The following is a 25,439-nucleotide window of genomic DNA, read 5'->3' as shown; positions in this document are numbered from 1 at the left end:
ATCAATTAAACGGGAAACAACAAAATTCTAATAAAGTTTTACAAATAACATCTGTTCTTGCATTTGTAACAATAGTAATATCCATGCCTCTAATTATTTCAACTTTATCATAATTAATCTCTGGAAAAACAATCTGTTCTTTAAGACCAAAAGAATAATTTCCTCTTCCATCAAAAGATTTAGAACTAAGTCCTCTAAAATCTCTAACGCTAGGTAAAACTAAATAAACTAATTTACCTAAAAAATCATACATATTTTCACGTCTTAAAGTAACTTTACAACCAATATTAACCCCTTCTCTTATTTTAAATCCAGCAACAGACTTTCTAGCTTTGGTAAAAATAGGTTTTTGTCCAGAAATTAAATACAATTCATTAAAAATGTCATCAATATTTTTCTTACTAAGGCTAGCTCCATTAAAACCTACATTAATCACAACTTTTAAAAACTTAGGTGCGCCCATCACATTTTTAGCTAAACCATCTTTTATAAAAGTTGGAACAACATAAGAAAAATAATAATCTTTAAACTTATTCAAGTTATTACCTCTTTATTTAATTTAAAAAATCTAGATTTTTTTCCACTATCTGAAAAATTAAAAAAAACCTTACTACCTTTATTTAAAGATTCGCAAAACAAAGCAACATTTGAATAATCAATTGGTTTTTCAATAGTAATAATTCCACCAGACTTATTTTTATTTGGTACAGCTTTTGAATGTTTTTTAAACAAATTCACACCTTCTACAATAACAAAATTCTTATTTAATTTTTTATCTTTTAAAACTTTAGAAACAATACCAACTTTACCCTTATCTTTTCCGGCTAAAATAACTACTTTATCTTTAACTTTAATTTTATTCATAACACTAAACAACCTCTAAAGCCAAAGACATTATTTTCATATACTTATCATTTCTTAATTCTCTAGTAACAGGCCCAAAAATTCTTGTACCTATAGGTTGCAATTTATTATTTAAAAGAACAACAACATTATTATCAAATTTTAAATACGATCCATCACACCTAGAAATACCTTTTTTAGACCTTACAACAACAGCATTAACAACTTCACCTTTTTTTACTTTACCATTAGGAATTGCATCTTTTACACTAACTTTTATCAAATCACCAATATTAGCAAAACGTTTTTTAGACCCACCTAATACTTTAATACACATAACTCTTTTTGCGCCGCTATTATCAGCAACCAATAACTCAGTCTGCATTTGAATCATTTAACACCTCTTTTTTCTTAAAAGAGCAAAAAATAAAATTTTTATTTTTAGAAATTGGAGCTACTTCTTTAAATAAGATAACATCACCATTTTTGCATTCATTTTTTTCATCATGAACAAAAAACTTAGAAGAGCGTTTTATATATTTCCCATATTTAGGATGCTTAACTACTCTAATAACTTTAACAACAACAGTCTTATCCATCTTATCACTAACTACCAATCCTTCCAAAATCTTACAAACTAAATTAGTCATAATCTTTTACTCTTTTTTTTCAGAAATTAAAGTTAAAATTCTTGCTATATTTTTTTTATTAGCTTTTATCATATGAGTTTTATTAAATTCAGATCCACTAGTTTTTTCAAAACTAATTTTCAATTTTTCTCTATACAATAAAACCAATTTAGATTTTAAATCTATTAAACTTTCTTTTCTTAATTCATTTATATTCATGTATTTTCCGAAAAATTAGAAACAAATAATGTTTTAACAGGCAATTTATAAGAAGCTAATTTAAGAGCACTAAAAGCTATGTTATATGGTACCCCAGAAATTTCAAACAAAACCCTACCTGGCTGTACTAAAGCAACCCAATATTCAACATTACCTTTACCCTTACCTTGCCTTACTTCTAATGGCTTTTTAGTTATAGGTTTATCAGGAAAAATCCTAATCCAAATTTTACCAACTCTTTTTAAATGTTTAGATATAACAATTCTTGCAGACTCTATTTGTCTAGCAGTTATTCTAGAGCATTCTAAAGATTTTATACCAAACTCACCAAAACTTAACTTATTACCCTTAGTAATAACAGATCTATCATTTCTACCTTTTTGCTGTTTTCTAAACTTAGTTCTACTAGGTTGTAACATAAAAAAATCCTAATTATCAACGTTAAAATCACCTTTATAAATCCAAACTTTAACACCTATAACACCATACGTAGTCTTAGCTTCTGCAAACCCATAATCTATATCAGCTCTAAATGTATGTAATGGCACCCTTCCTTCCCTATACCACTCACGTCTAGCTATATCAGCTCCGCCTAAACGACCAGAAACAGCAACTTTCACACCTTTTGCACCTTGGCGCATTGCGTTCACAATTGCTCTTTTCATAGCCCGCCTAAACATAACTCTACGCTTTAATTGAGAACTAATACTTTCAGCTACTAAATATGCATCTAAATCAGGTTTTTTAATCTCATCAACATTTATGGTAACAGAGATATTATATAAATTACTTAATTTAGTTCTTAATTTTTCTATGTCTTCACCTTTTTTTCCTATAACTATTCCAGGTTTAGCTGTATTTATAGAAATCTTAACATTTTGACTAATTCTTTCAATAAAAATTTTACTTATAGATGAAGATTTTGGTAAATTATTTAAAATAAATTCACGAATTTCTAAATCATTTTTTAAAGTATTAGCAAAAGTATCTCCATCAGGATACCAAAAAGAATTACTTTTTTTTGAATAACCTAATCTAATTCCAATAGGATGAACTTTTTGACCCATATTATTGTTTCTCCTTCAATTCTATATAAATATGACAACTTCTTTTTAACATCCTATTAGATCTACCCTTTGCTCTAACTTTAAAACGTTTTAAACTAGAACCATTAGTAACATAAGTACGATATACAAACAAATTATCTATATCTATTCCATTATTATGTTCAGCGTTAGAAATAACAGATTTAAGAAGCTTCATAATTAAAAACGCCGATTTTTTACCACTAAAAGTCAAAATATCTACAGCTTTTTCTACATGCATATTTCTTATAACGTTTAAAACTGGAACAATCTTTTGCCCAGACATTCTTATATTCTTAGCACTAGCACATATAATCATTACTTCTTCCTTACGACATTTTTAGAACCTTTTAAATTCTTAGAATTTTTATCGCCAGAATGCCCCTTAAATACACGAGTAGGAGAAAATTCACCTAATTTATGTCCAACCATATTTTCAGTAACAAAAACTGGTATAAAATTTTTACCATTATGAACAGCAAAAGTAAATCCAATCATTTCAGGAATAATCATAGAACGTCTTGACCAAGTCTTAATAATACGCTTATTCAAAACATCAGATGATCTTACTTTTTTTAATAAATGATAATCAACAAAAGGTCCCTTTTTTAAAGATCGTGTCACACAAACCTCTCAATTTAAAAATAAATAACTATTATTTTTTTCTACGTTTTAAAATTAATTTATATCCGCGTTTTTTTAATTTTCTTGTAATTTTACCTTCAGGAACTCCCCATGGACTACAAGCAGGTCTTCCACCCGATGTTCTACCTTCGCCACCACCCAATGGATGATCTACAGGATTCATAGCCACACCTCTAACATTAGGTCTGATATTTTTCCATCTACTTCTTCCAGCTTTTCCTAACTTTTGAAGATTATGTTCACTTTTTGACAAAATCCCAATAGAAGCATAACACCCAAGAGGAACCTTTCTAATTTCACCTGAACGTAATCTAAGAGTAGCATAATTATCATCTTTGGCCAAAAGTTGTGCATAACATCCAGCACTTCTAATCAACTTAGCTCCACCCTTAGGATAAAGTTCAACACAATGCACATTAGTCCCCAAAGGAATATTTTTTAATGGTAAACTATTTCCATCTTTTATTGGAACAAAATCGCCTGAAATAACAAAATCACCTACCTTCATATTTGATGTAGATAAAATATATCTTCTTTCTCCATCTTCATAAAGCACTAAAGCTATATAAGGACTTCTATTAGGATCATATTCAATACGTTCAACTTTAGCCAAAACATCATATTTATCACGTTTCCAATCCATAAGTCTAAGCAATTTTTTATGTCCACCACCTCTACCCCAAACAGTTATCCTACCATAATTATTTCTTCCAGATGAACAAGAATTAAAAATCGTTAAATTTTTATAAGGACGCCCATTATACAAATTTGAATTTTTTAAACTTATCAAACCACGTATTCCTGGAGATGTTGGTTTATATCTTTTTAAAATTATCATAATTACTTAAACTCTGTAAAATTTATCGTATTACCTTTATTTAAATAAACAAAAGCTTTCTTAAAATCACTTTTTTTTCCAAAAGAATTTTTAAATTTAACACTTTTACCCTTTACAATTAATACTCTAACAAAAGCAACACTAACATTAAATAATTTTTCAACAACATTTTTTATTTCATGTTTATTAGATTTACTAGAAACAATAAATGTAACACAATTACACTTATTTAATAGTAAATTTGCTTTTTCAGTATAATGTTGAGCTATCAACGTATTATAAAACCTACTTAACTTTTTCATTAAACATCTCTTCAAAAAATCTTATAGACTCTACAGTAACAAAAAAATTGTCAAATTTCATTAACATTAAAGGATTTAAAGTTCTACAAGAAATAACACTCAAATTTTCTAAATTCCTTGACGATAAAATAATATTCTTATATAAATCATCAAATACAAATAAAGATTTACTTTTAGCTTTTAAATATAAAATTTTATTTAAAAACATTTTAGTACTAATACAATCTAAATCAAATTTTTCAAAAATAAAAATTCTATTTTCACGAAATAATTGAGAAAATAACATCCTCATACAAAAACTATAAAAACGTTTATTTATTTTCTTTTTACGATTTATATCAGAATTATAAGCAAAAATCTTTCCACCACCACGCCATAATGGACTTCTAATACTACCTACTCTAGCTCTACCACTACCTTTTTGACGCCAAGGTTTTTTTCCTCCACCACTTACTTCACCTCTAGACTTTTGAGATTTCTGTCCTTCATGAGAATTACTTATATATGATGTAATAAATTGGTGCAAAAATAAATCATTATATTTAACGTCAAAAATATCCTGAGATAAAGACATAGAATGATTTTCACCATTATTTTTTAAAACAAAAACTTCCATAACTCACCAAAAAAAAAATTAAAAATTTTTTCTCAAAAAAACTCTATTTCCAGTAAAACCAGGAACAGACCCTTTTAACAAAACTACATTTAAATCATTATAAACGTCTAACACACTAATATTTTTAGATGTTACTCTAACATTTCCCATTCTACCAGGCATTTTTTTACCCTTAAAAACTCTACCAGGAGTTTGACACTGACCAATAGAACCAGGAGCTCTATGAGATAAGGAATTACCATGAGAAAATGGCTGAGCTTTAAAATTATGTCTTTTTATAACACCAGCAAAACCTCTACCCTTTGTTAACCCTATAACATCAATTTTATCCAAAACATTAAAAAATGATAATGGTAAAATGTCTCCTACCTTAAAATCAGTTATTTTGCTAGACTCTACTTTAGATTCTAACATATATTTAAAACAATCAAGACCAATTTTATTATAAAATCCCACAATAGATCTAGATATTTTTTTCTTACTAATAGGGCAAGCCGATATTTTCAACAAAGACATACTATCATCTAAAGACTTAATATCAACAATATAATTTGAATAAACTTTAATAACAGTAGCTGGACTAACAACTCCATCATTAGAAAAAAAACTAGTCATACCACATTTATAACCAATAAAAACAATACTCATAAAAAACCTCAATTAACAGAAATCTTTATATCTACCCCAGCTGATAAATCTAATTTCATTAATGCATTAACTGTTTTATCTGTTGGTTCAACTATTACAATAAGTCTTTTATGTGTACGTATTTCATATTGATCTCTAGCTTTTTTATCTACATGTGGGGATACTAATATTGTAAATCGTTCAACATAAGAAGGTAATGGAATTGGGCCACTAATAATAGCTCCAGTTTTTTTTGCAGTATCAACTATCTCTTTAGTAGATTGATCTATAACCTTATGATCATAAGATTTCAATTTTATTTTAATAATTTGATTACGATTTGTCATCTCAAAACTCTTTAATTTTTTTATAAATTAATTACTATTTAATACATTTTTAGCTATAAAATCAGGCACAGGTGTATAAGAAGAAAATTCCATGGTATATGTAGCTCTGCCTTGAGTTATAGATCTTATAACAGTTGCATAACCAAACATTTCAGAAAGAGGAACATGTGCTCTAATATCTTTAGCAGAAAGAACATCACTTATCCCATGTATAATACCACGCCTCTTATTTAAATCACCAATAATATCACCTAAATATTCATCTGGAGTTACAACACAAACTAACATAATTGGTTCTAATAAAATCAAATTTGCTCTTAAAGCACCAGCTTTAAAAGCTCTAGCAGCTGCATTTTTAAAAGCCATCTCACTAGAATCAACGTCATGATAAGATCCATCAATTAATGTTATTTTAACATCTACAATTGGATATCCAGCTAAAACGCCAAGTTGACTTTGTTCTAAAACACCCTTTTTAACTGCAGGAATATATTCTCTAGGCACAACACCAGCAAAAATTTTACTTTCAAAAATAACACCACCGCCAACTTTTAAGGGTTCCATTTTTAAAACAACATGCCCATATTGTCCTCTTCCACCTGATTGTCTTATATACTTACCTTCTTGCTCCACTGTTTTAGTTATAGTTTCTCTATAAGCAACTTGCGGTTTACCAACAGTTGCTTCTACATTAAATTCTCTTCTCATTCTATCAACTATAATATCGAGATGTAATTCTCCCATTCCAGAAATAATAGTTTGAGATGATTCTGGATCAACACTAACTCTTAAAGAAGGATCTTCTTGTGCTAATTTTCTAAGAGCCATTCCCATTTTTTCTTGATCATTTTTTGTTTTAGGTTCAACAGCTACAGATATAACTGATTCTGGGAAAAGCATTTGTTCTAAAATAACATTATTACCCAAAGCACAAAGAGTATCGCCTGTAGTAGTATATTTTAATCCAACAATAGCTACAATATCTCCAGCACGCATAGATTTAATTTCTTCTCTAGAATTTGCATGCATCAATAAAATTCTACCAAATCGCTCTTTTTTATCTTTTAAACTATTATATGCAAAATTGCCTGCATCAAAAACGCCTGCATAAACTCTTAAATATGTCAAAGATCCTACAAATGGATCTGTTACAATTTTAAATGCTAAAGCCAAAAAATCCAATTTATCTAAATCATTATTACCAGAATATTGAATTACTTTACCAAAAGTAACATCATTAGGAGAAGGCAAATAATCAACTACAGCATCTAATAATAGCTGTACTCCCTTATTTTTAAAAGCAGATCCACATAAAACTAATGTAACATTATTCTTAATCACTAATTTCCTAAGAGCAGATATAATAATTTCTATAGAAAAATCATATTTATCTAAATAAATTTCCATTAATTCATCTGAGGATTCAGCAACATGTTCTAAAATAACATTTCTATGCTTATTAAAATCATTTGAACACTCATCTGGTATATCTTCATACTTAAAATCAGCACCTAAACTTTCATCATTCCAAATAACCAATCTTTTGTAAACTAAATCAATAATACCTACAAAAACTTCCCCAACAAAGTAAGGCAAATGTAATGGAACAACATTGGCTTTAAGCTTTGTTTTCATTTGATTTAAAACAGAAAGGAAATTGGCACCAGGCCTATCCATTTTATTTACAAAAGCAAGTCTAGGAACGTTATATTTATTTGCTTGTCTCCAAACAGTTTCAGACTGCGATTCAACTCCACCAACAGCACAAAAAACACCAATAGCTCCATCTAAGACTCTCAAAGATCTTTCAACTTCTATTGTAAAATCAACATGCCCAGGAGTATCAATAATATTAATTCTAAATTTATTATTATCAATACCACTACTCCAAAAACATGTAGTAGCTGCTGCAGTGATAGTTATACCTCTCTCTTGCTCCTGTTCCATCCAATCCATAACAGCAGAACCATCATGAACTTCCCCCATTTTATGAGAAACTCCAGTATAAAATAAAATTCTTTCTGTAAGAGTTGTTTTACCTGCATCAATATGTGCGATAATACCTATATTTCTACACTTATCTAATCCTATCACATAAACCCCTTACAAAAAACTACCATCTATAATGAGCAAAAGCTCTATTAGCTTCAGCCATACGATGAGTATCTTCTCGTTTCTTTATAGCTCCACCTCTACCTATACTATTTCCTATTGAATGACTTTCATCTGCAGCTTCTATTATTTCAAATGCTAATTTTAATATCATATTTTTTTCACTACGTTTTCTAGCAAATTCAACAAGCCAACGCATAGCCAGAGTAACAGCCCTTTTAGGTTTTACTTCAACAGGTACTTGATAAGTAGCTCCACCAACACGCCTTGATCTAACTTCAACTATAGGTTTAATATGCTCTAAAGCTTTTTCAAAAACAACCATAGAATCCATTTTAGTTTTATCTTTAACTATGTCTAACGCACAATAAACAATTCTTTCAGCCAAAGACTTCTTCCCAGAAACCATAATATAGTTAATAAACTTAGATAACAACAAACTATTAAAAGTAGAATCTGGTTTAACTTTAATATTATTCTTAACTTTCTTTCTAGCCATTTCAACTATTCCTTATTTTTTTTTATCGGAGGATTTAGTTCCATATTTAGACCTAGATTTTTTTCTACCAATAACACCAGTAGCATCCAGAGTACCTCTTATAACTTTATATCTAACCCCAGGCAAATCTTTAACTCTTCCACCCCTAACAAGTACAACCGAATGTTCTTGCAAAGTGTGTCCAACCCCTTGAATATAAGCTGTAATTTCATTTCCGCCAGTTAATTTAACGCGACAAACTTTTCGTAAAGCTGAATTAGGTTTTTTTGGCTTAACAGTATAAACTCTAAGACAAACTCCTCTTCTTTGAGGATTACCTTCTAAAGCTACAACTTTATTTTTTCTTTTAACTTTTATTCTATTATTATTTACTAATTGATTTATAGTAGTCATTTGTATATATTTAAATAACATAATATGAATTTAAATATTATAAAAATATAAACTATCTGTCAATTAATTATGTTAATAATAATACAAAACATTAAAAATAAATGTTTATATTTAAAAAAAATTTTAATAAGATAAGAAAAAATGAAAATAATATTACTAGGCGCTCCAGGTTCTGGGAAAGGAACACAAGCAGAACTAATTAAAAAAAAACTAAATCTTCATCATATATCTACAGGTGAACTAATAAGAAAAGAACTAGACTCAAACCAAGAAATTAAAAAAATAGTAAAAAAAGGAAAATTACTAGACGACGAAATAATATTAAAGTTCATAGAAAAAAATATTAAAAAAATAAATGATATATTGTTCGATGGGTTTCCAAGAACTCTAAATCAAGCAATCAGTTTGACAAAAAAAAATATAAAAATAGATTATATAATACAAATAGAAATAGACGAAAAAAACATAATAAAAAGATTAAAATATAGACTTACAAATAAAAATAAAAACTACAATATAATAAATATTAAACAAAAAATAAAAAATAAAGATGATTTAACTGGAGAAAATTTAAAAAAACGTAATGATGATAAAATAAAAATTATAAAAAAAAGATTATTAGATCATAATACAAACACAACGGAAATATTAAATTGGTACACAAATATAAATACTCATTTAATTAAAATAAATGGAAATAACAACGTAGACGATATTTTTGAAAAAATAATAAATAATATAAAATTTTATGAAAAAAATATTTGAAGAAAAAAAATTATCAAAAAATTGGTACAAAGAATGGGAAAATAAAAAATATTTCATTCCTAATTATAAAAAAGAAAAAAAATACTGCATAACAATACCTCCGCCAAATATAACTGGTAGTTTACATATGGGGCACGCATTTCAATGTACATTAATGGATGTATTAATACGTTACCATAAAATGAATAACTTTTGCACTTTATGGAAAATGGGGACTGATCATGCAGGAATTGCGACCCAAATTTTAATAGAACAAAAAATAAAAGAAAATAACACCATTGATAAAAAAAAATATACAGAAAAATGGAAAAAAAAAGCAAATGCAAGAATTAAAATACAATTAAAAAAGCTAGGATGCTCATTAAATTGGAACACATCGCGTTTTACACTAGATAATCACTTTTCTTATGCTGTAAAAACAGCTTTTATTAGATTATATGAAGAAAAATTAATATATAAAACAAACAAACTTGTAAATTGGGATACCAAACTAAAAACAGCAATTTCTGATTTAGAAGTAATACATGAAGAAATAGATAGCGAATTATTTTATATAAAATATAAAGTACAAAACATAGACGATTATATAATAATAGCAACAACAAGACCAGAAACCATTTTTGCTGATGTAGCCATCGCTATAAATCCTAAAGATAAAAGATATAAAAAAATAAAAAATAACACTGTAATTATACCAATAATAAATAAAGAAATACCAATAATTGAAGACGAAAATGTTGATACAAAATACGGATCAGGATGTTTAAAAATAACTCCTGGACATGACTTTAATGATTTTGAAATAGGAAAAAAACATAACTTAAAAATAATAAATATTTTAAATAAAGATGGAAAAACAAACTCTGAAGTTCCACAAGATTATCAAAATTTAACAGTTAATGAAGCAAGAAAAAAAATAAAAAAACATCTTATAGAATTAAACGTTATTTCAAAAATAGAAACAATAAAAAATAAAATACCTAAAGCTGATAGAAGTAATTGTGTTATAGAGCCACTTATAACTGAACAATGGTATATAAAAACTAAACCATTAGCAGAACCTGTATATAAAGAAATAAAAGAAAATAAAATAAAAATTTTACCAATAAAATGGAAAAAAATATTTTTCAATTGGTTAGATAATATAAAAGATTGGTGTATAAGTAGACAAATATGGTGGGGACATAAAATACCTATATGGTATGACGAAAAAAAAAATGAATATACAGGTTATAACGAAAAAAATGTAATTAAAAAATATAAGCTAGAAAGTAACATTTTATTAACACAAGATGAAAATGTATTAGATACATGGTTTTCTTCTGCTTTATGGCCATTTGCTAGTTTAGGTTGGCCTAACAATAAAATAGAATATAAAAACATGTATCCTACAAGTACACTCGTAACAGGATTTGATATAATATTCTTTTGGGCTATAAAAATGATGATGTTTGGATTAAAACTCACAAATCAAATGCCTTTTAAAGAAATATATATACATGGACTTATAAGAGATAACTTAGGAAATAAGATGTCAAAAACAAAAGGAAATGTATTAGATCCACTAGATATAATAAATGGAATAACAAAAGAACAGTTGATTAAAAAACAAACATCCAATTTAATAAATGAAAATTTGGCAGAAAAAATTAAAAACTATACGCAAAATCAATTTCCAAATGGAATAGAAGCTTTTGGTGCAGATGCACTAAGACTAACATTTTGTTCAATTTCGACAGAAAATATAGCAATAAAATTAGATTTAGAAAAAGTTAAAACATATAAAAGTTTTTGTACGAAATTATGGAATGCTGCTATTTTTATAAAAAATACACCTACTAAAAAGACAAAAACAAAAAAATTAAAAAATATATACAACACATATATAAATATAATATGGCAAAAAACAAAAAAAGAAATAAAAACACACATCCAAAAAAGAAAATTTCATTTATTAATAGAAACAATATATAACTTTTTTTGGTCAAATTTTTGTAGTTGGCACATAGAATGCTCTAAAATACTATTGCAAAATAATAAATACAAAAAAGAAACAAGCTATAACAATTTAATAATATTTAAAGAACTTCTGAAAATTTTACATCCATTAGCTCCATATATAACAGAAGAAATATGGGGGTATTTAAATGAAAAAAATAATTTAATAACAGAAAAATATCCAAAAAATAAACACAATTTAAACTTAAATAAAATAAATTATATAGAAAAAATTAAAAAAATTTGTAGCAAAATACGTAGCCTAAAAACAAAAAATAATAAAAAGAATCTTATTATAAACATTCAATCTATTAACAATGAAAACTTATTTTTACTAGAAAAAAATAAAAAACTTATAGAAAAAATAATAAAACTACAAAATATAAACTTAACCTACACAAAAAACATAATCTACGAAAAAATCGATAATTTAGAAATAAATTTAAAATAAAAAACTAATTTTTATTTTTAAAAAATAAAAATATAAATGATGGTAACATAAGAATAATGAAAGAAAAAAATAACAAAAAGAAATAAAAGCTTTTTTGAGTAACATTAACATCACTAGGTTGAACATATGATAATATAAAAGTAAATACACACATGCAAATTCCTACGCATGAAAAAAATTTAACAAAAGGCATTTTAAAGGGTCTGTGTATATTTGGTTCAATTTTTCTTAATCTAAGTACAGAAATAAAAATCATTACATATAAAAAAGCTGCAAATTGAAACGATAAACAAATAAAAACCCAAACCAACCCATTTATTGTATTTATATACAAAAAGAACAAAACAGATAAGAAACTAACTACACAGGCTTGTACTAGCAATAAATTAACGGGGACGCCTTTAGAATTAACTTTTGTCATAAAATTTGGCAAAAAACCATCAGAAGCAGCAACCAATAATCCTCTAGCTGGCCCTATTATCCAAGTATTTACACAAGCTATAGATCCCAAAAATAACAAAAGTGCTAAAAAAGGTGTTAAAAAAGGTAATCCAACCTTATCAAAAAAAAATTTAAACGCAAGAATAACACCAGAAGCAAAACAAATTTCAGATTTAGGCATTATTATAGCTACAGATAAAGATGCTAAAGCATAAAATATCAAAATTAAAAAAGAAGAAATCATTATAGATTTAGATAAATTAACTGCAGGATTTTCTACGTCACTTACATAAAAGGCTATTAATTCTATACCTGAAATGCCTAATAAAATTCCAGATAAAAAAACTAAATTATTTAAATTAAAATCAGGAATAATAGACTTAAAGCTAAAATCTATATTATTAAAATATCCAAAATATAAACAAAAAAAACCAAACAAAATGATAAGAATAATAGGTAAAATAGTACCAAAAATAACGCCAAAAATACTAAATCCAACTGATACTCGCACTCCCAAAAAATTTAAAAAAGTAAGTATCCAAAAAATAACAATTATTCCAAATACAGAAAAAAATATACTAATTTTAAAATCTGGGAAAAATGGCAAAAAAACATGCACCAACATAGCTATGATGAAAATTAACATGGTAGGAAACCATATAATACTCTGTATCCAATAAGACCATATTACTATAAAAGCTAAAGACTTTCCACAAGATTTTTTAACCCATGTATAACACCCACCAGAAACAGGCCAAGTAGAACTTAATTCAGAAATGGCCATTGCAATAGGAATAAAAAAACATATTGTTGCAAACAATAAAAATGAAATTATAGAAAAACCTACTTCAGCAAATAAAGGTAAACTTTTTAAACTAAGTATACCAGAAACTGTTAATAACACTAACCTTAATAAAGTAATTTTTTTATTTGAATTAAACATAATGAAATTAATTTTCTCTAAAAATTTTATAATAATAATTATTTAAAATATAATCAAATTCTCCATTTACGCATAAATCTTCTTATAAGTGGACCAATAGTAACACCTTGTACCATCATTGAAAATATAACAACAACATATGTTATAGCAACTAAAAAATCATGATAAATACTTTCTATACTTAATGCCAAAGCTATAGAAATTCCACCACGCAATCCCCCCCAAGTTAAAATAAGGACAAGCTCAAAATTAAAAAATTTAAATCTTGACAACCATACAACTGGAATTAAAATACTGATCAATCTAGAAAATATAGTGATAAAAATAATACATATAGAAGCTAAAGTTGTGTATAAATCAAATTTTATACCCATAAACTCTAATCCTATTAAAACAAATAATATGGCATTTAATATTTCATCCAATAATTCCCAAAAAGATGCTAACCTTATAACAGTTTCATCACTCATATTATTATTTTTAATAGAATTTCCTATAACTAACCCCGCTGTAGCCATACAAATAGGACCAGATACTCCAAAAACAGAATGTGATAATGTATAACCACCAGATACAATGGCTAAAGTTATAACAATTGCAACTTCAGAATCATTTATATCTCTTAAAATTTTTGCAGAAAAAAAACCAATAATTAACCCTAAAAAAAGCCCACCAAGCCCTTGTTTAAAAAAATAAAAAACAACAGCATCAAGTGCTAAAACATTTCTTAATTCCGAAGTTAATGATAAAGTAACAAAAAACAAAACTAAACCCATGCCATCGTTAAATAAAGCTTCCCCAGCTATTTTTAATTCTAAAGACCTAGGTGCTTTTATATTTTTTAAAACGCCTAATACAGCTATAGGATCAGTAGGCGAAATTAACGCTCCAAAAACAAAACAATAATAAAATGGCAAATTAATACATAAAAGTTGTGTTAACCAATAAACACTATAGCCTATACAAAAAGCTGAAAATAAAACACTAACTGTAGCCAAAAGTGTTATTAAAACTTTATATCTAGATAATTCAATAATATTAACATGTAAAGACCCAGCAAAAAGTAAAAAACTCAACATACCATGTAAAAAAGTTTCGTTAAACTTAACTCCATCTAACAAAACTTTTATATATTCTGTATTTAAACCTATCTTACCACTAACAACCATAATTAAGGATAAAGATAATGTAATAGAAGTTATTCCTATTGATTTAGGTAGTTTAATATAACGATAGTTTATATAACTAGAAATAGCGGTCAAAGAAATTAATATACCTATAACCTCATGTCCAATCATAAAACCTCCTAAAAAAAGAATAACCTTTTAAAAAATCAATTTATATTAGTTATAATTTTTTTTAACATTCAAGTAAAGTAATGTTTGTATCGTAAATTTTTTATTAACGCTTATGATCTTTTCTAAAAAATTCAATTTAACTTTTTTAATTACTCAATTATTGAAATATATAAGAATGTTTTACACTTTAATAAACTGATACTAAATGTTTTTCTTATAATAATTTCAAATATTGAGTTTATTTATTCAAATTTTTAAATAATAAAATATTCAATTATACACAAAGATCTAATTTTTATAAAAAAATATTTTTTTTAAATTAATAACAATAAATTTTAAACTAAACTAAAAAATTATGCTAGCGCTAATTTTTATTAAATTAATCAAAAAAAATTAAAATTATCAACTTAAGAGAGATGCTAAAATCGCACTCAAGCAAAAACATAGTTAAAATAATTATCTTCATCTGTTTATTAACTAGTACAGTTTTTTGCAGTTACTATAAGATATCGGACTGATCAATAATTCATAAAATTAAAAAAATTATTGCTGAAAAAAAAATAAAACAAGCTAAAAAAAATTAAGCTTATATAGCAAGTTTTAAAAGAGGATGAAAAGAAGATTTTCATAACTTCATTACTAAAATAAAATCACATACCAAATGTGTTTAAACTTAAGTTGCACGCGATACTTCAGACTACATGTTATTAAAGTCGTATAACATTTTAATTAAGAACAGATTAAATTTAAGTCTTTAGAAGTTAAAATTTGTCATAAAATCATTCATTATATTATTAAATGCGCGTATCCTGATATTGTGGAGTTATACCACATCGTGATGTAATTCATCTAACTACGGCAGTTTTTGGAATGATTTAGTAAATATAGCTTTACTTTTTCATTAGAATAATGTATAATTTAAAGAATAAATATTATTTTGGTGTATAATTCTACTTTTTAACGTAACTTTCAATGAACCAGTAAGTTCGAAGTCTGGGAAAAAAGCTTTTGAAAGTCCTAATAAAAACAATCTTGTACGTGCTAAAGGAAAAAGACAAAAATGATAATTATTTTTGTTTTCAGTACCTCCAATTAATAGAAAATAACCATAAAAGTCATGTGACAAAATATTTTGTGAAAATTTTATTAATTTAGAAAAAAAACATAGGAATTGGTATGAAAAAGTACCTCATAGTGTTTCAGAACTTAAAAAATGATACTATAAAATTTATAAAAGAAACTTGCCCATGGATTAAAGACGAAAGATTTAAATATCTTAAAGAATTATTTTTTTTTAATTTTAATAAATATTAAATTTAGTTTAATAAAAATTAAAACAAATATATTGTGAAAATTCTAATATTTAAAAAAAATATATAATTTTTTTTTTACACTTCCTACTTGTATTTCTAAATATTTTTTATTAGAATTTAAAACATCGCGGGGTGGAGCAGATTGGCAGCTCGTCGGGCTCATAACCCGAAGGTCGCAGGTTCAAATCCTGCCCCCGCAAAATTAAATACAAAAAATTTTGATCACACAATAACATTTTAAATAATTTCCTCCTTTTTTTTTATTAAGAGATAGAACGATGAATAAAAAAATACCGTTAAAATCTATAATAGACAGTGTATCAAATGAAAAAGGTATATCAAGAGAAATAATTTTTAATGCTATTAAAGAAGCTATATTATTTGCAACAAAAAAAAAATATAAAATGTTAGAAGTAGAAACACAAGTTGATCAAGAAACAGGAATATATAAAACATACGCATTATATACTGTTATAGATGAAATAAAAATATCAAATCCTTTCAAAAACATAACATTAATACAAGCCCAAAAATACAATCCAGATATAAAAATAGGTGACACAATTAAAAAAGAAATAGACTCTATACACTTTGGTAGAATAGACGCACAATTAGCAAGAAACATAATAAATAAAAGAGTCAAAAACGCAGAAAAAGAATTAAATTTAAAAGATTTCAATGATAATAAACTAATATCCGGTATAGTAAAAAAAATAATCGATGATGAAATAATAATAGCAATAAATAATGATATATATGGTAGTATTAAAAAATCAGATCTAATACCAAATGAATCCTTTAAAATAGGCGATAAAATAAAAGCTTGTATTATTAAAACAAATAAAAATAATCAAGAATTTAAATTAAGCAGAATATCAAACGACATGTTAAGTGAACTATTAAAATTAGAAATACCAGAAATTAAATCAGAATCTTTAGAAATAAAAGACATAGTAAGAGAACCAGGAATAAAAGCAAAGGTATCAATAAAATCAAACATAACAAATATAGACCCTATTGGCGCGTGTATAGGCATGAAAGGCAAAAGAATACAAAATATATCAAATGAATTATATGGTGAAAAAATAGATATAATAAATTGGGATCAAAATTTATTTAAATACATAATAAACATATTTTTTCCAATAGAAATTAAAAAAATTGAAATAGATGAAAAAATACGATTAATAAACATTTCTGTTCAAAAAGAAAATTTATCAAAAATAATAGGTAAACACGGACAAAATATAAAACTAATAACAAAATTAATTAAATGGAATTTAAATATAAATGAATATTTAAAATAAAATTATGTCGTATAAAGAAAAAAAAATAAACAGACCTCCTATAATAACGGTTGCTGGACACATAGATCACGGTAAAACAACATTTTTAAATTATATAAGAAAAATAAAAAATCCATTAAAAGAAGACGGTGGTATAACACAACATTTAAATGCATATAATGTTGAAACAAAGTATGGTAATATGACATTTATAGATACACCTGGACATTCAGCATTTAATGTTATAAGAATAAAAAGCATCCAAAATTCTGACATTATGCTATTAATAATATCAATAGATGATGGGATTAAACAACAAACAATAGAATCAATAAATATAGCAAAAGAATACAATATACCAATAATAGTATGTATAAATAAAATAGATAAAGCAGAATTAGAAAATAAAAAAGAAAAAATAATAAATGAATTATCAAAAATTGGATTACTTCAAGAATTATGGGGTGGAGACACATTTTTTACATATATATCAGCAAAAACAGGAGAAGGAATAGAAAACTTAATTGATACAATAAATACCCAAGCAGAATTATTAGATTTAAAGTCTAATTTTGATGGATTGGCTAATGGAATAATTTTAGACAATAAAATGGATAATAAACAAGGACTAATAACGTCTATTATAATAAAAAATGGAAAACTTAAAAAAGGTGATTTAATAAAAACTCAAACGGATTATGGTAAAATTAAATTAATATTAAATGAAGAAAAATTAATAAATGAAGCTATACCATCAATGTATGTAAATATTATAGGGTTAAAAAAAAATCAAGAGATAGGATGCACATTTGAATGCTTTAAAAAAGAAAAAAATACAAAAAAACAAATACAACCAACAAAAATAGATCTGACAGAAAAAAAAAATAAATACAGTATAGAAGACTTAATAAAACAAATGACATCAAATAAGGTGAAAAATTTAAACATAATAATAAAAGCAGATGTCCAAGGATCTATTAATGTACTGAAAGACACTATAAATAATATAATAACAGAAAAAATTAAAATAAACATAATTAAAATAGATATAGGCAACCCAATAAAATCTGATATAGATTTAGCAATAACAACAAAGTCTGTTATTTTGTGTTTTAAAACTAAAAACTCACAACAAATAAATAAATTAATACAAAATAATGGTATAATTTTAAAAACATTTGCACTTATACACGAATTAATTTTTTACATAACTGAAAGAATAAAAGATGAATCAATAGAAGAAAAAAAAGAAATATTAATAGGTACTGCCGAAATTAAAAAAATTTTTACACAAGATAAAAACGTAATAGCTGGATGTTCAATAATTCAGGGAAAAATTAAGCAAAATTCTATAATAAAAATATTTAGAAAAAATACTATGATACATAAAGGATCTATATCATCCATAAAAATATTTAAAAATCAGGTTAATGAAGTTACACAAGGAAATGAATGCGGAATAAGCATAAAAGACTATAACTTAATACAAATTCACGATAAAATTAAATCATATATTCAAGAATGAAATACCTGAGAGGATTTGAACCTCCATCTATTAAATTCGGAATTTAATGCTTTATCCATTTAAGCTACAGGTATTTATTCAGCATGTTCTTTCTTACAAAAAACTTTACCATTAATGATATGTGCATCACTCTTAGAAACGTAAAGTTTACATTTTTCGCACTGTAACATATTTAAAGATACTTCAGAATTAGATTTTGATATATTTGGTGTCTTCTTCTTGAAATAAAAAATTATAAAATTATATATAAAATTAATGATTTGCGCTATTACTAGCACAAAAACCATATAAATCAAACCTTTTATTAATCCAAGCATATTTTCTCCAAAATGTATAGACAGTAATATAAATAAACATTAAACTAATATAACAAATTAAAATGAAAAAATACATATGCCTATATATGAATATATTTGCCTAAAATGTAAATATACAATAGAAAAATTAGAAAAAATAAATGAAAATATAAAAAATATTTGCCCAAATTGTAAAACAATATATTTAGAAAAAAAAATATCAGTATCAAATTTCAAACTAAAAGGAAAAGGATGGTATAAAACAGATTATAAAAAAGACAATAAAAGCGAAGACTAAATATTTTATTTTTCACCAACAGTAATTCTATTTAAGCTCAAAGAATCTCTATAAGTACTGACATTAACAAAACCAACCAATAACATTATTTTTTTCACCAACCCACGTTGCATATATCCATGTTCTAAAAAAATAAAACCATTATTTAATAATAAATCATAAGCATTTTTTATTATATAAAACAAATCATGAAATCCATTAATCTTAGATCCCAATGAATATTTATATTCTTTTACATCATCAAAATAAAAAAAATACACATCTCTTAAGGATAAATAAGGAGGGTTACAAAAAAAAATATTAACCCTTTTAAAAGAATTAAAAATATATATCCATTCACAATTATATATACAAACACATCTTGAAAAAAAATCAAAAAAGAAAAAAGAAAAGAAAGACCTATCAACACCTAAAGAATTAAAAGAATAAAACTCAATAAAAATCTTAATAAAAAAAAATGAACCTATACCAGGTTCAAAAAAAAACTTTACAAACAATTTATCAAAAAAATTTTTATAACAATTAAAAAAAATTACACTATCATTTCTAGGCTGAAAAACAGGAAATTTAAAAAAAAATTTATATAAATGACAATATTTATATCCAATTAAAAAATAAATATTAAATTTAAGAAAATACACAATAATCACTTACAAAAAAGATCTAATAACAACCCCAATTTGCCATCCATAACATCATCTAACTTATGAATAGTAACATTATATCTATGATCTGTAATTCTATTAGCAATATAATTATAAGTCCTTATCTTTTCAGATCTAATGCCACTACCAATTAATTTTCTTCTATTATCATCTATTTCGAATTTTTGTTTATTTTGCTCAAATAAAAGTAATCTTGTTTTTAACAATGATAAAGCTTTTTGTTTATTTTTATGTTGAGATCTCTCATCTTGACATTCTGCGCCTATACCACTAGGTTTATGAATTATTCTAACAGCTGAATCTGTAACATTAACATGTTGACCACCAGCTCCGCCAGATCTATATGTGTCAATCCTTAAATCACTAACATCTATATCAATATTATCAATGATTTCTGATTCTGGTAAAACAGCAATGCTGCAAGTAGAAGTATGAACTCTACCTCTAGACTCTGTTTTTGGTATTCTTTGAACTCTATGAATGCCAGATTCATTTTTCATACACTCATAAACATTAGATCCAATGACTCTAATAATTATTTCTTTATACCCTCCAACATTTCCGACACTAAAGCTCATAACTTCCATTTTCCATTTATTATTAAAAAAATAACTAGAATACATATTAAATAAATCTTCTGCAAAGATAGAAGATTCGTTTCCACCAGTTGCTGCTCTAATTTCTAAAAAAATATTTTTATAAGATTCAATTTTTTTTTCTGGACTAATAATATTTAAAATATCTTTTTCTAAAAATTCATTTTTTTTATTCAATATAGAGATCTCTTCAATAACTAAAGCTTTAAATTCTAAATCTGAACTGCCTAATAAAGTTTTTAACTCATTTAAAGCAGAACAATTTTTTTTATAATCAACATATAACAAAACAATATTTTTTAAAGATGAATGTTCTTTATAAAAATCTAAAAATAATGTAGATTTATTTAAAATATCTTGATCCATTAATTTAGTTTCTAAAAATTCATACCTTTTTAAAGACTCTTCTAATTGAGATGAAATTTTTAAATCCATAAAATTCAATCCAAGCACCAATTTATTTGTTGTCTTTTTAAAAGTTTTAAATTAAAATTAATTTTAGAAAAAGGTCTTGATCCAAAAAAACCTTTATTTGCTGACATAGGAGATGGATGTGCAGATGTAATAACTATATTTTTAGTACAATTTATAAATTCTATTTTTTCAAAAGCGCTTTTTCCAAATAAGACAAAAATAATTTTTCTACCTGAAGAAGATATTTTTTTTATAATATTATTAGTAAAAACTTCCCATCCAATATTAAAATGTGAACCTGGCTTTCCTTCTTCCACAGTCAAAGAAGAATTTAACAATAAAATTCCTTGATTTGCCCACTTCATTAAATACCCATGTTTAGCTGGCAAAACACCTAAATCCATATATAACTCTTTATATATATTCATTAAAGAACTAGGTAATTTACATTGTGGCAAAACAGAAAACGCTAGGCCATGCGCTTGCCCAAAATTACAGTACGGATCTTGACCAATAAGAACTATCCTAACTTTATAATAAGGAGCAGCATTTAAACAATTAAAAATATTATCATCAGAAGGATAAATGTTTTTTACTTTACGTTCTGATTCTACAAACTTTAATAAATTATTAAAATATGGCTTACTAAATTCAGACTTCAATTCTAAAAACCATGAACTTTCTATCATAAAAAACAATACCGAGGGAGAGATTTGAACTCTCACGATTTAAAAAATCAATAGATTTTGAGTCTATCGTGTCTACCAATTTCACCACCCCGGCAAAATATATACAACTTAATTAATGTTAACATAAAAAAATTATATATGCAAAAAAAATGATACAACACATATAGAAATTTAATAAATATTACTATAAAATATAGAAAATTTTAAATATAAATATTTTATGAAAAAAATAATATTAATACTAATTCCATTCACAGCGCATGCTAATCAACAAGAATCAGATTTAAGTGGGGGATTAAGTTCAATTTTATTATTTATAGGGTTATTTGCTATAATGTATTTTGTAATAATAAGGCCACAAACAAAAAAAGCAAAAGAGCATAAAAATTTAATAGAAAATATAAAAATAAATGATGAAATAATAACAAATAGCGGTATTCTTGGTAAAATAGAAAAAATAACAGATCAATTCGTAATTATTGAAATATGTAACAACACAACAATAATAATAAGAAAAGAATTTATATCAACAATAATCCCAAAAGGCACAATCAAAAATATAAAATGACATATAAAAAATTAAATATAATTATTATAATATTCATAATAAGTTTAATATATTCTTATCCAAACATATATGGTGAAGACCCAGCTATAATAATAAAAAATTATCAGATAACAAAAGAAGAAATAAATGAAAATATTAAAAATTCAAACATCAAAATAAAATCAATAAAATATACTAACAAAGAATTAATAATACGTTTTTTTTCAACAGAAGAACAATTTCTAATGTTTGAAAAAATAAAAAATATAAAAAATATAGATGCTTACCAAAATATATTAAATTCAGAAAAAATAAAATATTTCGAAAAGATCAATGCATATCCAATGAAATTAGGGTTAGATTTACGTGGTGGAGTGCACTTAGTAACAAAAATAAATACAAAACAAACAATAGAAAAAGAAATTAAAGAAACTTTTAAAAAAATAAAACGCATAACAAAAATAAAAGATATAGAAATAAAAAATAACAAAATAATAAAAATACTTAAAAATAAAGATATAGATTCAATAAAACAAATAAAATTTTTAACAGGATTAGATGAAAAATTTGACATCAAAAATGAAGAAAAATATATATTTTTAATACTAAATAAAGAATACAAAAAAGAGATTAAAAATAACATTATGACTAAAACATTATCTGTTTTAACAAAAAGACTAAATGAATTAGGTATATCTGAAACAATAATACAGCGCAATGGAACAAATAAAATAACAATAGATTTGCCAGGAATACAAAACATAGAATACGCAAAAAATATATTAGGAAAAACAGCAACATTAGATTTTATGTTGTTAGCAGAAAAAAATGAAAAAAAGAAAATAAAAACTTTATATGATAAAGAACAAAGAAAAATTAAATTAAAAAATAAAAGTATAATAAAAGGCGAATCAATAATTTATGCTAGCAGTGGATTTGAAAATACATTTAATAAACCATGTGTTAACATAAAAATAAATGAAAATGCGGCAAAAAAATTAAATAAAACAACAATAAAAAATATTGGGAAACCAATGGCAATAATATATAAAGAATCTTATATAAAAGATAATAAAGAAGAAATAAGGGAAGAAATAATAAGCATAGCTAAAATAATGAGTCCATTAAATGAACAATTTCAAATAACAGGATTAAACATTCAAGAATCTAAAAATCTTGCATTACTATTAAGGTCTGGTTCACTACCAACAACATTGTCTATAATAGAAGAAAAAATAATAGGCCCATCATTAGGAGAAGATAATATAAAAAATAGCATAAAATCATTAATACTGTCAGTTATAATAATAGCGTTATTTATGATTATAAAATATAAAAAACTAGGACTTATATCAACAATAGCTTTAATAACAAATATAACATTAATGATAAGTATAATGTCAATATTAAATGTAACACTAACGTTATCTGGTATTGCGGGTATAATTTTAACAATAGGTATGAGTATAGATTCAAATATTTTAATATTTGAAAGAATTAAAGAAGAATCTAAAATAAATTCAAATATAAATGTGATAACAAAAAATGGGTTTAACAATGCTTTATCCAGTATAATAGATGCAAATATAACATCATTGTTGATGGCATTAATTCTATTTTTAATAGGCGCTGGGCCAATAAAAGGATTCGCAATAGCATTATCATTAGGAATAATAACATCAATATATTCTTCTTTAATAGTTACAAAAAGCATAATAAATTTTTTGATAGAAAAAAATATAAAAATAACATGAATATAAATTTCATTAAAAAAAAATACATATACTTAACAATATCGATTACATTATGTTTAATATCAATATTAACAGTAATGAAAAAAAATATATCACTAGGATTAGAATTTTGTAGTGGTACAGAGATTGAAATACAATTTACACAAGAAATTAAACTTGATGAATTAAAAAAAAATCTATCAAAAATAAAAAATATAAAAATAAATTACTATGGGTCAAATAAAAGTATTCAAATAAAAACAAAAAATAAACAAAACGATATAGCAGAAATTAAAAATATATTAAAAAAAACTTTAAATGAAAAAAATATAAAAATAATAAATTCAACTTATATAGGATCAGAAATTGGAAAAGAAACAATACAAAAAAGCTTATCGGCTATTATAATAGCAATATTATCTATGACTGTTTACTTAATAACAAGATTTAACTTAATATTTGCTTTGAGCGCAATAATGACATTAATTCATGATATTATAATAATAATAGGTATAATTTCACTTACAGAAATAGAATTAAATTTAATAATAATATCAGCAATATTTACTATATTTGGATACTCAATAAATGATACAATAATAATATTTGATAGAATAAGAGAAAATATAAAATATAACAAGAATAATATATCACTATCGGAAATAATTAATAACTCTATAAATAAAACATTATCAAGAACTATAAGCACATCTTTATCAACAATATTTGTAACCATAACATTAATGTTTTTTGCTGGAGAATCACTATTTTTATTTTCATTAATATTAACTTTAGGAATAATAATAGGTACATATTCATCAATTTATATATCAGCAATTCCGTTAACATTTTTTAAAAAAATATAAAAAAAAAAGTAAATAAAGGGAAAGTCTGGACTCCGTAAAAGATATCAGAGAAAAACTGAAAAGTGAAAACTTATAGAAAGTTAAAAAGAAAATTAAATAAAATGAAAAAATATAAATTTTTATAAAACCTTATCTGGAGCAAAATTAAATAGAAAAAAAT

Annotated in this window: 30 protein-coding genes, 3 tRNA genes and 1 pseudogene; 9 read left to right on the top strand and 25 right to left on the bottom strand. The window is 24.9% G+C overall.

Translation table 11 applies throughout. From position 1 onward, the window contains the following. Position 1: 1 nt before the first annotated feature. From rplE to rpsL, 17 genes and pseudogenes are all read right to left on the bottom strand, one after another. Positions 2–538 (bottom strand): 50S ribosomal protein L5, encoded by a 537-nt coding sequence (gene rplE / locus ESZ_RS00610; protein ID WP_176604871.1) that lies wholly within the window; start codon positions 536–538, stop codon positions 2–4. Continuing rightward, positions 535–864, bottom strand: coding sequence for a 50S ribosomal protein L24 (gene rplX / locus ESZ_RS00605; protein ID WP_176604870.1), 330 nt, complete (start codon positions 862–864; stop codon positions 535–537). Before rplX ends, rplE begins: the two co-directional genes overlap by 4 nt. Positions 865–868: 4 nt before the next feature. Beyond that, positions 869–1,237 (bottom strand): 50S ribosomal protein L14, encoded by a 369-nt coding sequence (rplN, locus tag ESZ_RS00600; RefSeq protein ID WP_176604869.1) that lies wholly within the window; start codon positions 1,235–1,237, stop codon positions 869–871. Beyond that, positions 1,218–1,493: a 30S ribosomal protein S17 gene (gene rpsQ, locus ESZ_RS00595; protein WP_176604868.1), complete on the bottom strand. Its 276-nt coding sequence runs from the start codon at positions 1,491–1,493 to the stop codon at positions 1,218–1,220. Before rpsQ ends, rplN begins: the two co-directional genes overlap by 20 nt. Positions 1,494–1,499: 6 nt before the next feature. Further along, positions 1,500–1,691, bottom strand: coding sequence for a 50S ribosomal protein L29 (gene rpmC, locus ESZ_RS00590; protein WP_176604867.1), 192 nt, complete (start codon positions 1,689–1,691; stop codon positions 1,500–1,502). Beyond that, on the bottom strand, positions 1,688–2,110 hold the full coding sequence (gene rplP / locus ESZ_RS00585) for a 50S ribosomal protein L16 (protein WP_176604866.1): 423 nt from the start codon (positions 2,108–2,110) through the stop codon (positions 1,688–1,690). The genes rpmC and rplP overlap by 4 nt, the downstream gene beginning before the upstream one ends. Before the next feature lie 27 nt (positions 2,111–2,137). Next, positions 2,138–2,758 (bottom strand): annotated as a pseudogene (rpsC, locus tag ESZ_RS00580) (30S ribosomal protein S3); the annotation flags it as partial. 1 nt (position 2,759) lies between these two features. Next, on the bottom strand, positions 2,760–3,095 hold the full coding sequence (gene rplV, locus ESZ_RS00575; protein WP_176604864.1) for a 50S ribosomal protein L22: 336 nt from the start codon (positions 3,093–3,095) through the stop codon (positions 2,760–2,762). Next, positions 3,095–3,400: a 30S ribosomal protein S19 gene (gene rpsS / locus ESZ_RS00570; RefSeq protein ID WP_176604863.1), complete on the bottom strand. Its 306-nt coding sequence runs from the start codon at positions 3,398–3,400 to the stop codon at positions 3,095–3,097. The genes rplV and rpsS overlap by 1 nt, the downstream gene beginning before the upstream one ends. Before the next feature lie 31 nt (positions 3,401–3,431). Next, positions 3,432–4,259, bottom strand: a complete 828-nt coding sequence (rplB, locus tag ESZ_RS00565) for a 50S ribosomal protein L2 (RefSeq protein WP_176604862.1) — start codon at positions 4,257–4,259, stop codon at positions 3,432–3,434. Positions 4,260–4,261: 2 nt separating this feature from the next. Next, positions 4,262–4,561 (bottom strand): 50S ribosomal protein L23, encoded by a 300-nt coding sequence (gene rplW, locus ESZ_RS00560; RefSeq protein ID WP_176604861.1) that lies wholly within the window; start codon positions 4,559–4,561, stop codon positions 4,262–4,264. Then, positions 4,545–5,177: a 50S ribosomal protein L4 gene (gene rplD, locus ESZ_RS00555; RefSeq protein ID WP_176604860.1), complete on the bottom strand. Its 633-nt coding sequence runs from the start codon at positions 5,175–5,177 to the stop codon at positions 4,545–4,547. Before rplD ends, rplW begins: the two co-directional genes overlap by 17 nt. An 18-nt stretch (positions 5,178–5,195) precedes the next feature. Beyond that, positions 5,196–5,825 (bottom strand): 50S ribosomal protein L3, encoded by a 630-nt coding sequence (rplC, locus tag ESZ_RS00550; RefSeq protein ID WP_176604859.1) that lies wholly within the window; start codon positions 5,823–5,825, stop codon positions 5,196–5,198. 8 nt (positions 5,826–5,833) lie between these two features. Next, positions 5,834–6,151, bottom strand: coding sequence for a 30S ribosomal protein S10 (rpsJ, locus tag ESZ_RS00545; RefSeq protein ID WP_176604858.1), 318 nt, complete (start codon positions 6,149–6,151; stop codon positions 5,834–5,836). Positions 6,152–6,178: 27 nt separating this feature from the next. Next, on the bottom strand, positions 6,179–8,245 hold the full coding sequence (gene fusA / locus ESZ_RS00540; protein WP_176604857.1) for an elongation factor G: 2,067 nt from the start codon (positions 8,243–8,245) through the stop codon (positions 6,179–6,181). A gap of 19 nt (positions 8,246–8,264) precedes the next feature. After that, positions 8,265–8,762, bottom strand: a complete 498-nt coding sequence (rpsG, locus tag ESZ_RS00535) for a 30S ribosomal protein S7 (protein ID WP_176604856.1) — start codon at positions 8,760–8,762, stop codon at positions 8,265–8,267. A 12-nt stretch (positions 8,763–8,774) separates the two neighbouring features. Continuing rightward, the gene (gene rpsL / locus ESZ_RS00530; RefSeq protein ID WP_176605062.1) at positions 8,775–9,155 is read right to left on the bottom strand and encodes a 30S ribosomal protein S12; all 381 of its coding nucleotides are present in this window, start codon (positions 9,153–9,155) and stop codon (positions 8,775–8,777) included. Positions 9,156–9,296: 141 nt separating this feature from the next. Between rpsL and ESZ_RS00525 the strand changes: the two genes are divergently transcribed. Further along, complete coding sequence (locus tag ESZ_RS00525) at positions 9,297–9,920, top strand: adenylate kinase family protein (RefSeq protein ID WP_176604855.1); 624 nt, start codon at positions 9,297–9,299, stop codon at positions 9,918–9,920. Next, positions 9,904–12,369 (top strand): valine--tRNA ligase, encoded by a 2,466-nt coding sequence (locus tag ESZ_RS00520; protein WP_176604854.1) that lies wholly within the window; start codon positions 9,904–9,906, stop codon positions 12,367–12,369. Before ESZ_RS00525 ends, ESZ_RS00520 begins: the two co-directional genes overlap by 17 nt. Positions 12,370–12,373: 4 nt before the next feature. On the opposite strand, the gene ESZ_RS00515 is transcribed toward ESZ_RS00520, so the two are convergent. Both ESZ_RS00515 and ESZ_RS00510 read right to left on the bottom strand, forming a co-directional pair. After that, the gene (locus ESZ_RS00515; protein ID WP_176604853.1) at positions 12,374–13,753 is read right to left on the bottom strand and encodes an APC family permease; all 1,380 of its coding nucleotides are present in this window, start codon (positions 13,751–13,753) and stop codon (positions 12,374–12,376) included. A gap of 53 nt (positions 13,754–13,806) precedes the next feature. Then, on the bottom strand, positions 13,807–15,051 hold the full coding sequence (locus tag ESZ_RS00510; protein ID WP_176604852.1) for a cation:proton antiporter: 1,245 nt from the start codon (positions 15,049–15,051) through the stop codon (positions 13,807–13,809). A gap of 1,439 nt (positions 15,052–16,490) precedes the next feature. Between ESZ_RS00510 and ESZ_RS00505 the strand changes: the two genes are divergently transcribed. The 3 genes from ESZ_RS00505 to infB all read left to right on the top strand — a co-directional run bounded on the left by ESZ_RS00505 (position 16,491) and on the right by infB (position 19,175). Further along, positions 16,491–16,564, top strand: a tRNA-Met gene (locus ESZ_RS00505). A 78-nt stretch (positions 16,565–16,642) separates the two neighbouring features. After that, positions 16,643–17,671, top strand: coding sequence for a transcription termination factor NusA (gene nusA, locus ESZ_RS00500; protein ID WP_176604851.1), 1,029 nt, complete (start codon positions 16,643–16,645; stop codon positions 17,669–17,671). Between the two features lie 4 nt (positions 17,672–17,675). Beyond that, positions 17,676–19,175 carry a translation initiation factor IF-2 gene (infB, locus tag ESZ_RS00495; protein WP_176604850.1) on the top strand — a complete coding sequence of 500 codons (1,500 nt, stop codon included), beginning with the start codon at positions 17,676–17,678 and terminating at the stop codon, positions 19,173–19,175. On the opposite strand, the gene ESZ_RS00490 is transcribed toward infB, so the two are convergent. Next, positions 19,176–19,249 (bottom strand) — tRNA-Arg (locus ESZ_RS00490). It abuts the gene before it with no gap. After that, positions 19,250–19,492, bottom strand: a complete 243-nt coding sequence (locus ESZ_RS00485; protein WP_176604849.1) for a PP0621 family protein — start codon at positions 19,490–19,492, stop codon at positions 19,250–19,252. A 76-nt stretch (positions 19,493–19,568) separates the two neighbouring features. On the opposite strand from ESZ_RS00485, the gene ESZ_RS00480 reads away from it, so the two are divergent. Next, positions 19,569–19,769, top strand: coding sequence for an FmdB family zinc ribbon protein (locus tag ESZ_RS00480; protein WP_176604848.1), 201 nt, complete (start codon positions 19,569–19,571; stop codon positions 19,767–19,769). A 5-nt stretch (positions 19,770–19,774) separates the two neighbouring features. Here ESZ_RS00480 and ESZ_RS00475 read toward each other — a convergent pair whose 3' ends face one another. From ESZ_RS00475 to ESZ_RS00460, 4 genes are all read right to left on the bottom strand, one after another. After that, the gene (locus ESZ_RS00475) at positions 19,775–20,419 is read right to left on the bottom strand and encodes a class I SAM-dependent methyltransferase (protein ID WP_176604847.1); all 645 of its coding nucleotides are present in this window, start codon (positions 20,417–20,419) and stop codon (positions 19,775–19,777) included. Further along, the gene (prfA, locus tag ESZ_RS00470) at positions 20,416–21,465 is read right to left on the bottom strand and encodes a peptide chain release factor 1 (RefSeq protein WP_176604846.1); all 1,050 of its coding nucleotides are present in this window, start codon (positions 21,463–21,465) and stop codon (positions 20,416–20,418) included. The genes ESZ_RS00475 and prfA overlap by 4 nt, the downstream gene beginning before the upstream one ends. 5 nt (positions 21,466–21,470) lie before the next feature. Continuing rightward, complete coding sequence (locus tag ESZ_RS00465; RefSeq protein WP_176604845.1) at positions 21,471–22,133, bottom strand: uracil-DNA glycosylase; 663 nt, start codon at positions 22,131–22,133, stop codon at positions 21,471–21,473. A 9-nt stretch (positions 22,134–22,142) separates the two neighbouring features. Beyond that, positions 22,143–22,227: transfer RNA gene (locus tag ESZ_RS00460), tRNA-Leu, on the bottom strand. 126 nt (positions 22,228–22,353) lie between these two features. Here ESZ_RS00460 and yajC point away from each other — a divergent pair. The 3 genes from yajC to secF are packed head-to-tail and all read left to right on the top strand — an operon-like array spanning position 22,354 to position 25,279. Further along, entirely contained in the window at positions 22,354–22,701 is a 348-nt protein-coding gene (gene yajC / locus ESZ_RS00455) for a preprotein translocase subunit YajC (protein ID WP_176604844.1), read from the top strand. Further along, positions 22,698–24,434 (top strand): protein translocase subunit SecD, encoded by a 1,737-nt coding sequence (secD, locus tag ESZ_RS00450; RefSeq protein ID WP_176604843.1) that lies wholly within the window; start codon positions 22,698–22,700, stop codon positions 24,432–24,434. The genes yajC and secD overlap by 4 nt, the downstream gene beginning before the upstream one ends. After that, entirely contained in the window at positions 24,431–25,279 is an 849-nt protein-coding gene (secF, locus tag ESZ_RS00445; RefSeq protein ID WP_176604842.1) for a protein translocase subunit SecF, read from the top strand. The genes secD and secF overlap by 4 nt, the downstream gene beginning before the upstream one ends. Positions 25,280–25,439: the final 160 nt, after the last annotated feature.

Source organism: Candidatus Azoamicus ciliaticola (assembly GCF_902860225.1).
Lineage (GTDB): Bacteria > Pseudomonadota > Gammaproteobacteria > UBA6186 > Azoamicaceae > Azoamicus > Azoamicus ciliaticola.
The sequence above is the reverse complement of the archived record's forward strand: the minus strand, read 5'-3'. Positions and strand labels throughout refer to the sequence as shown.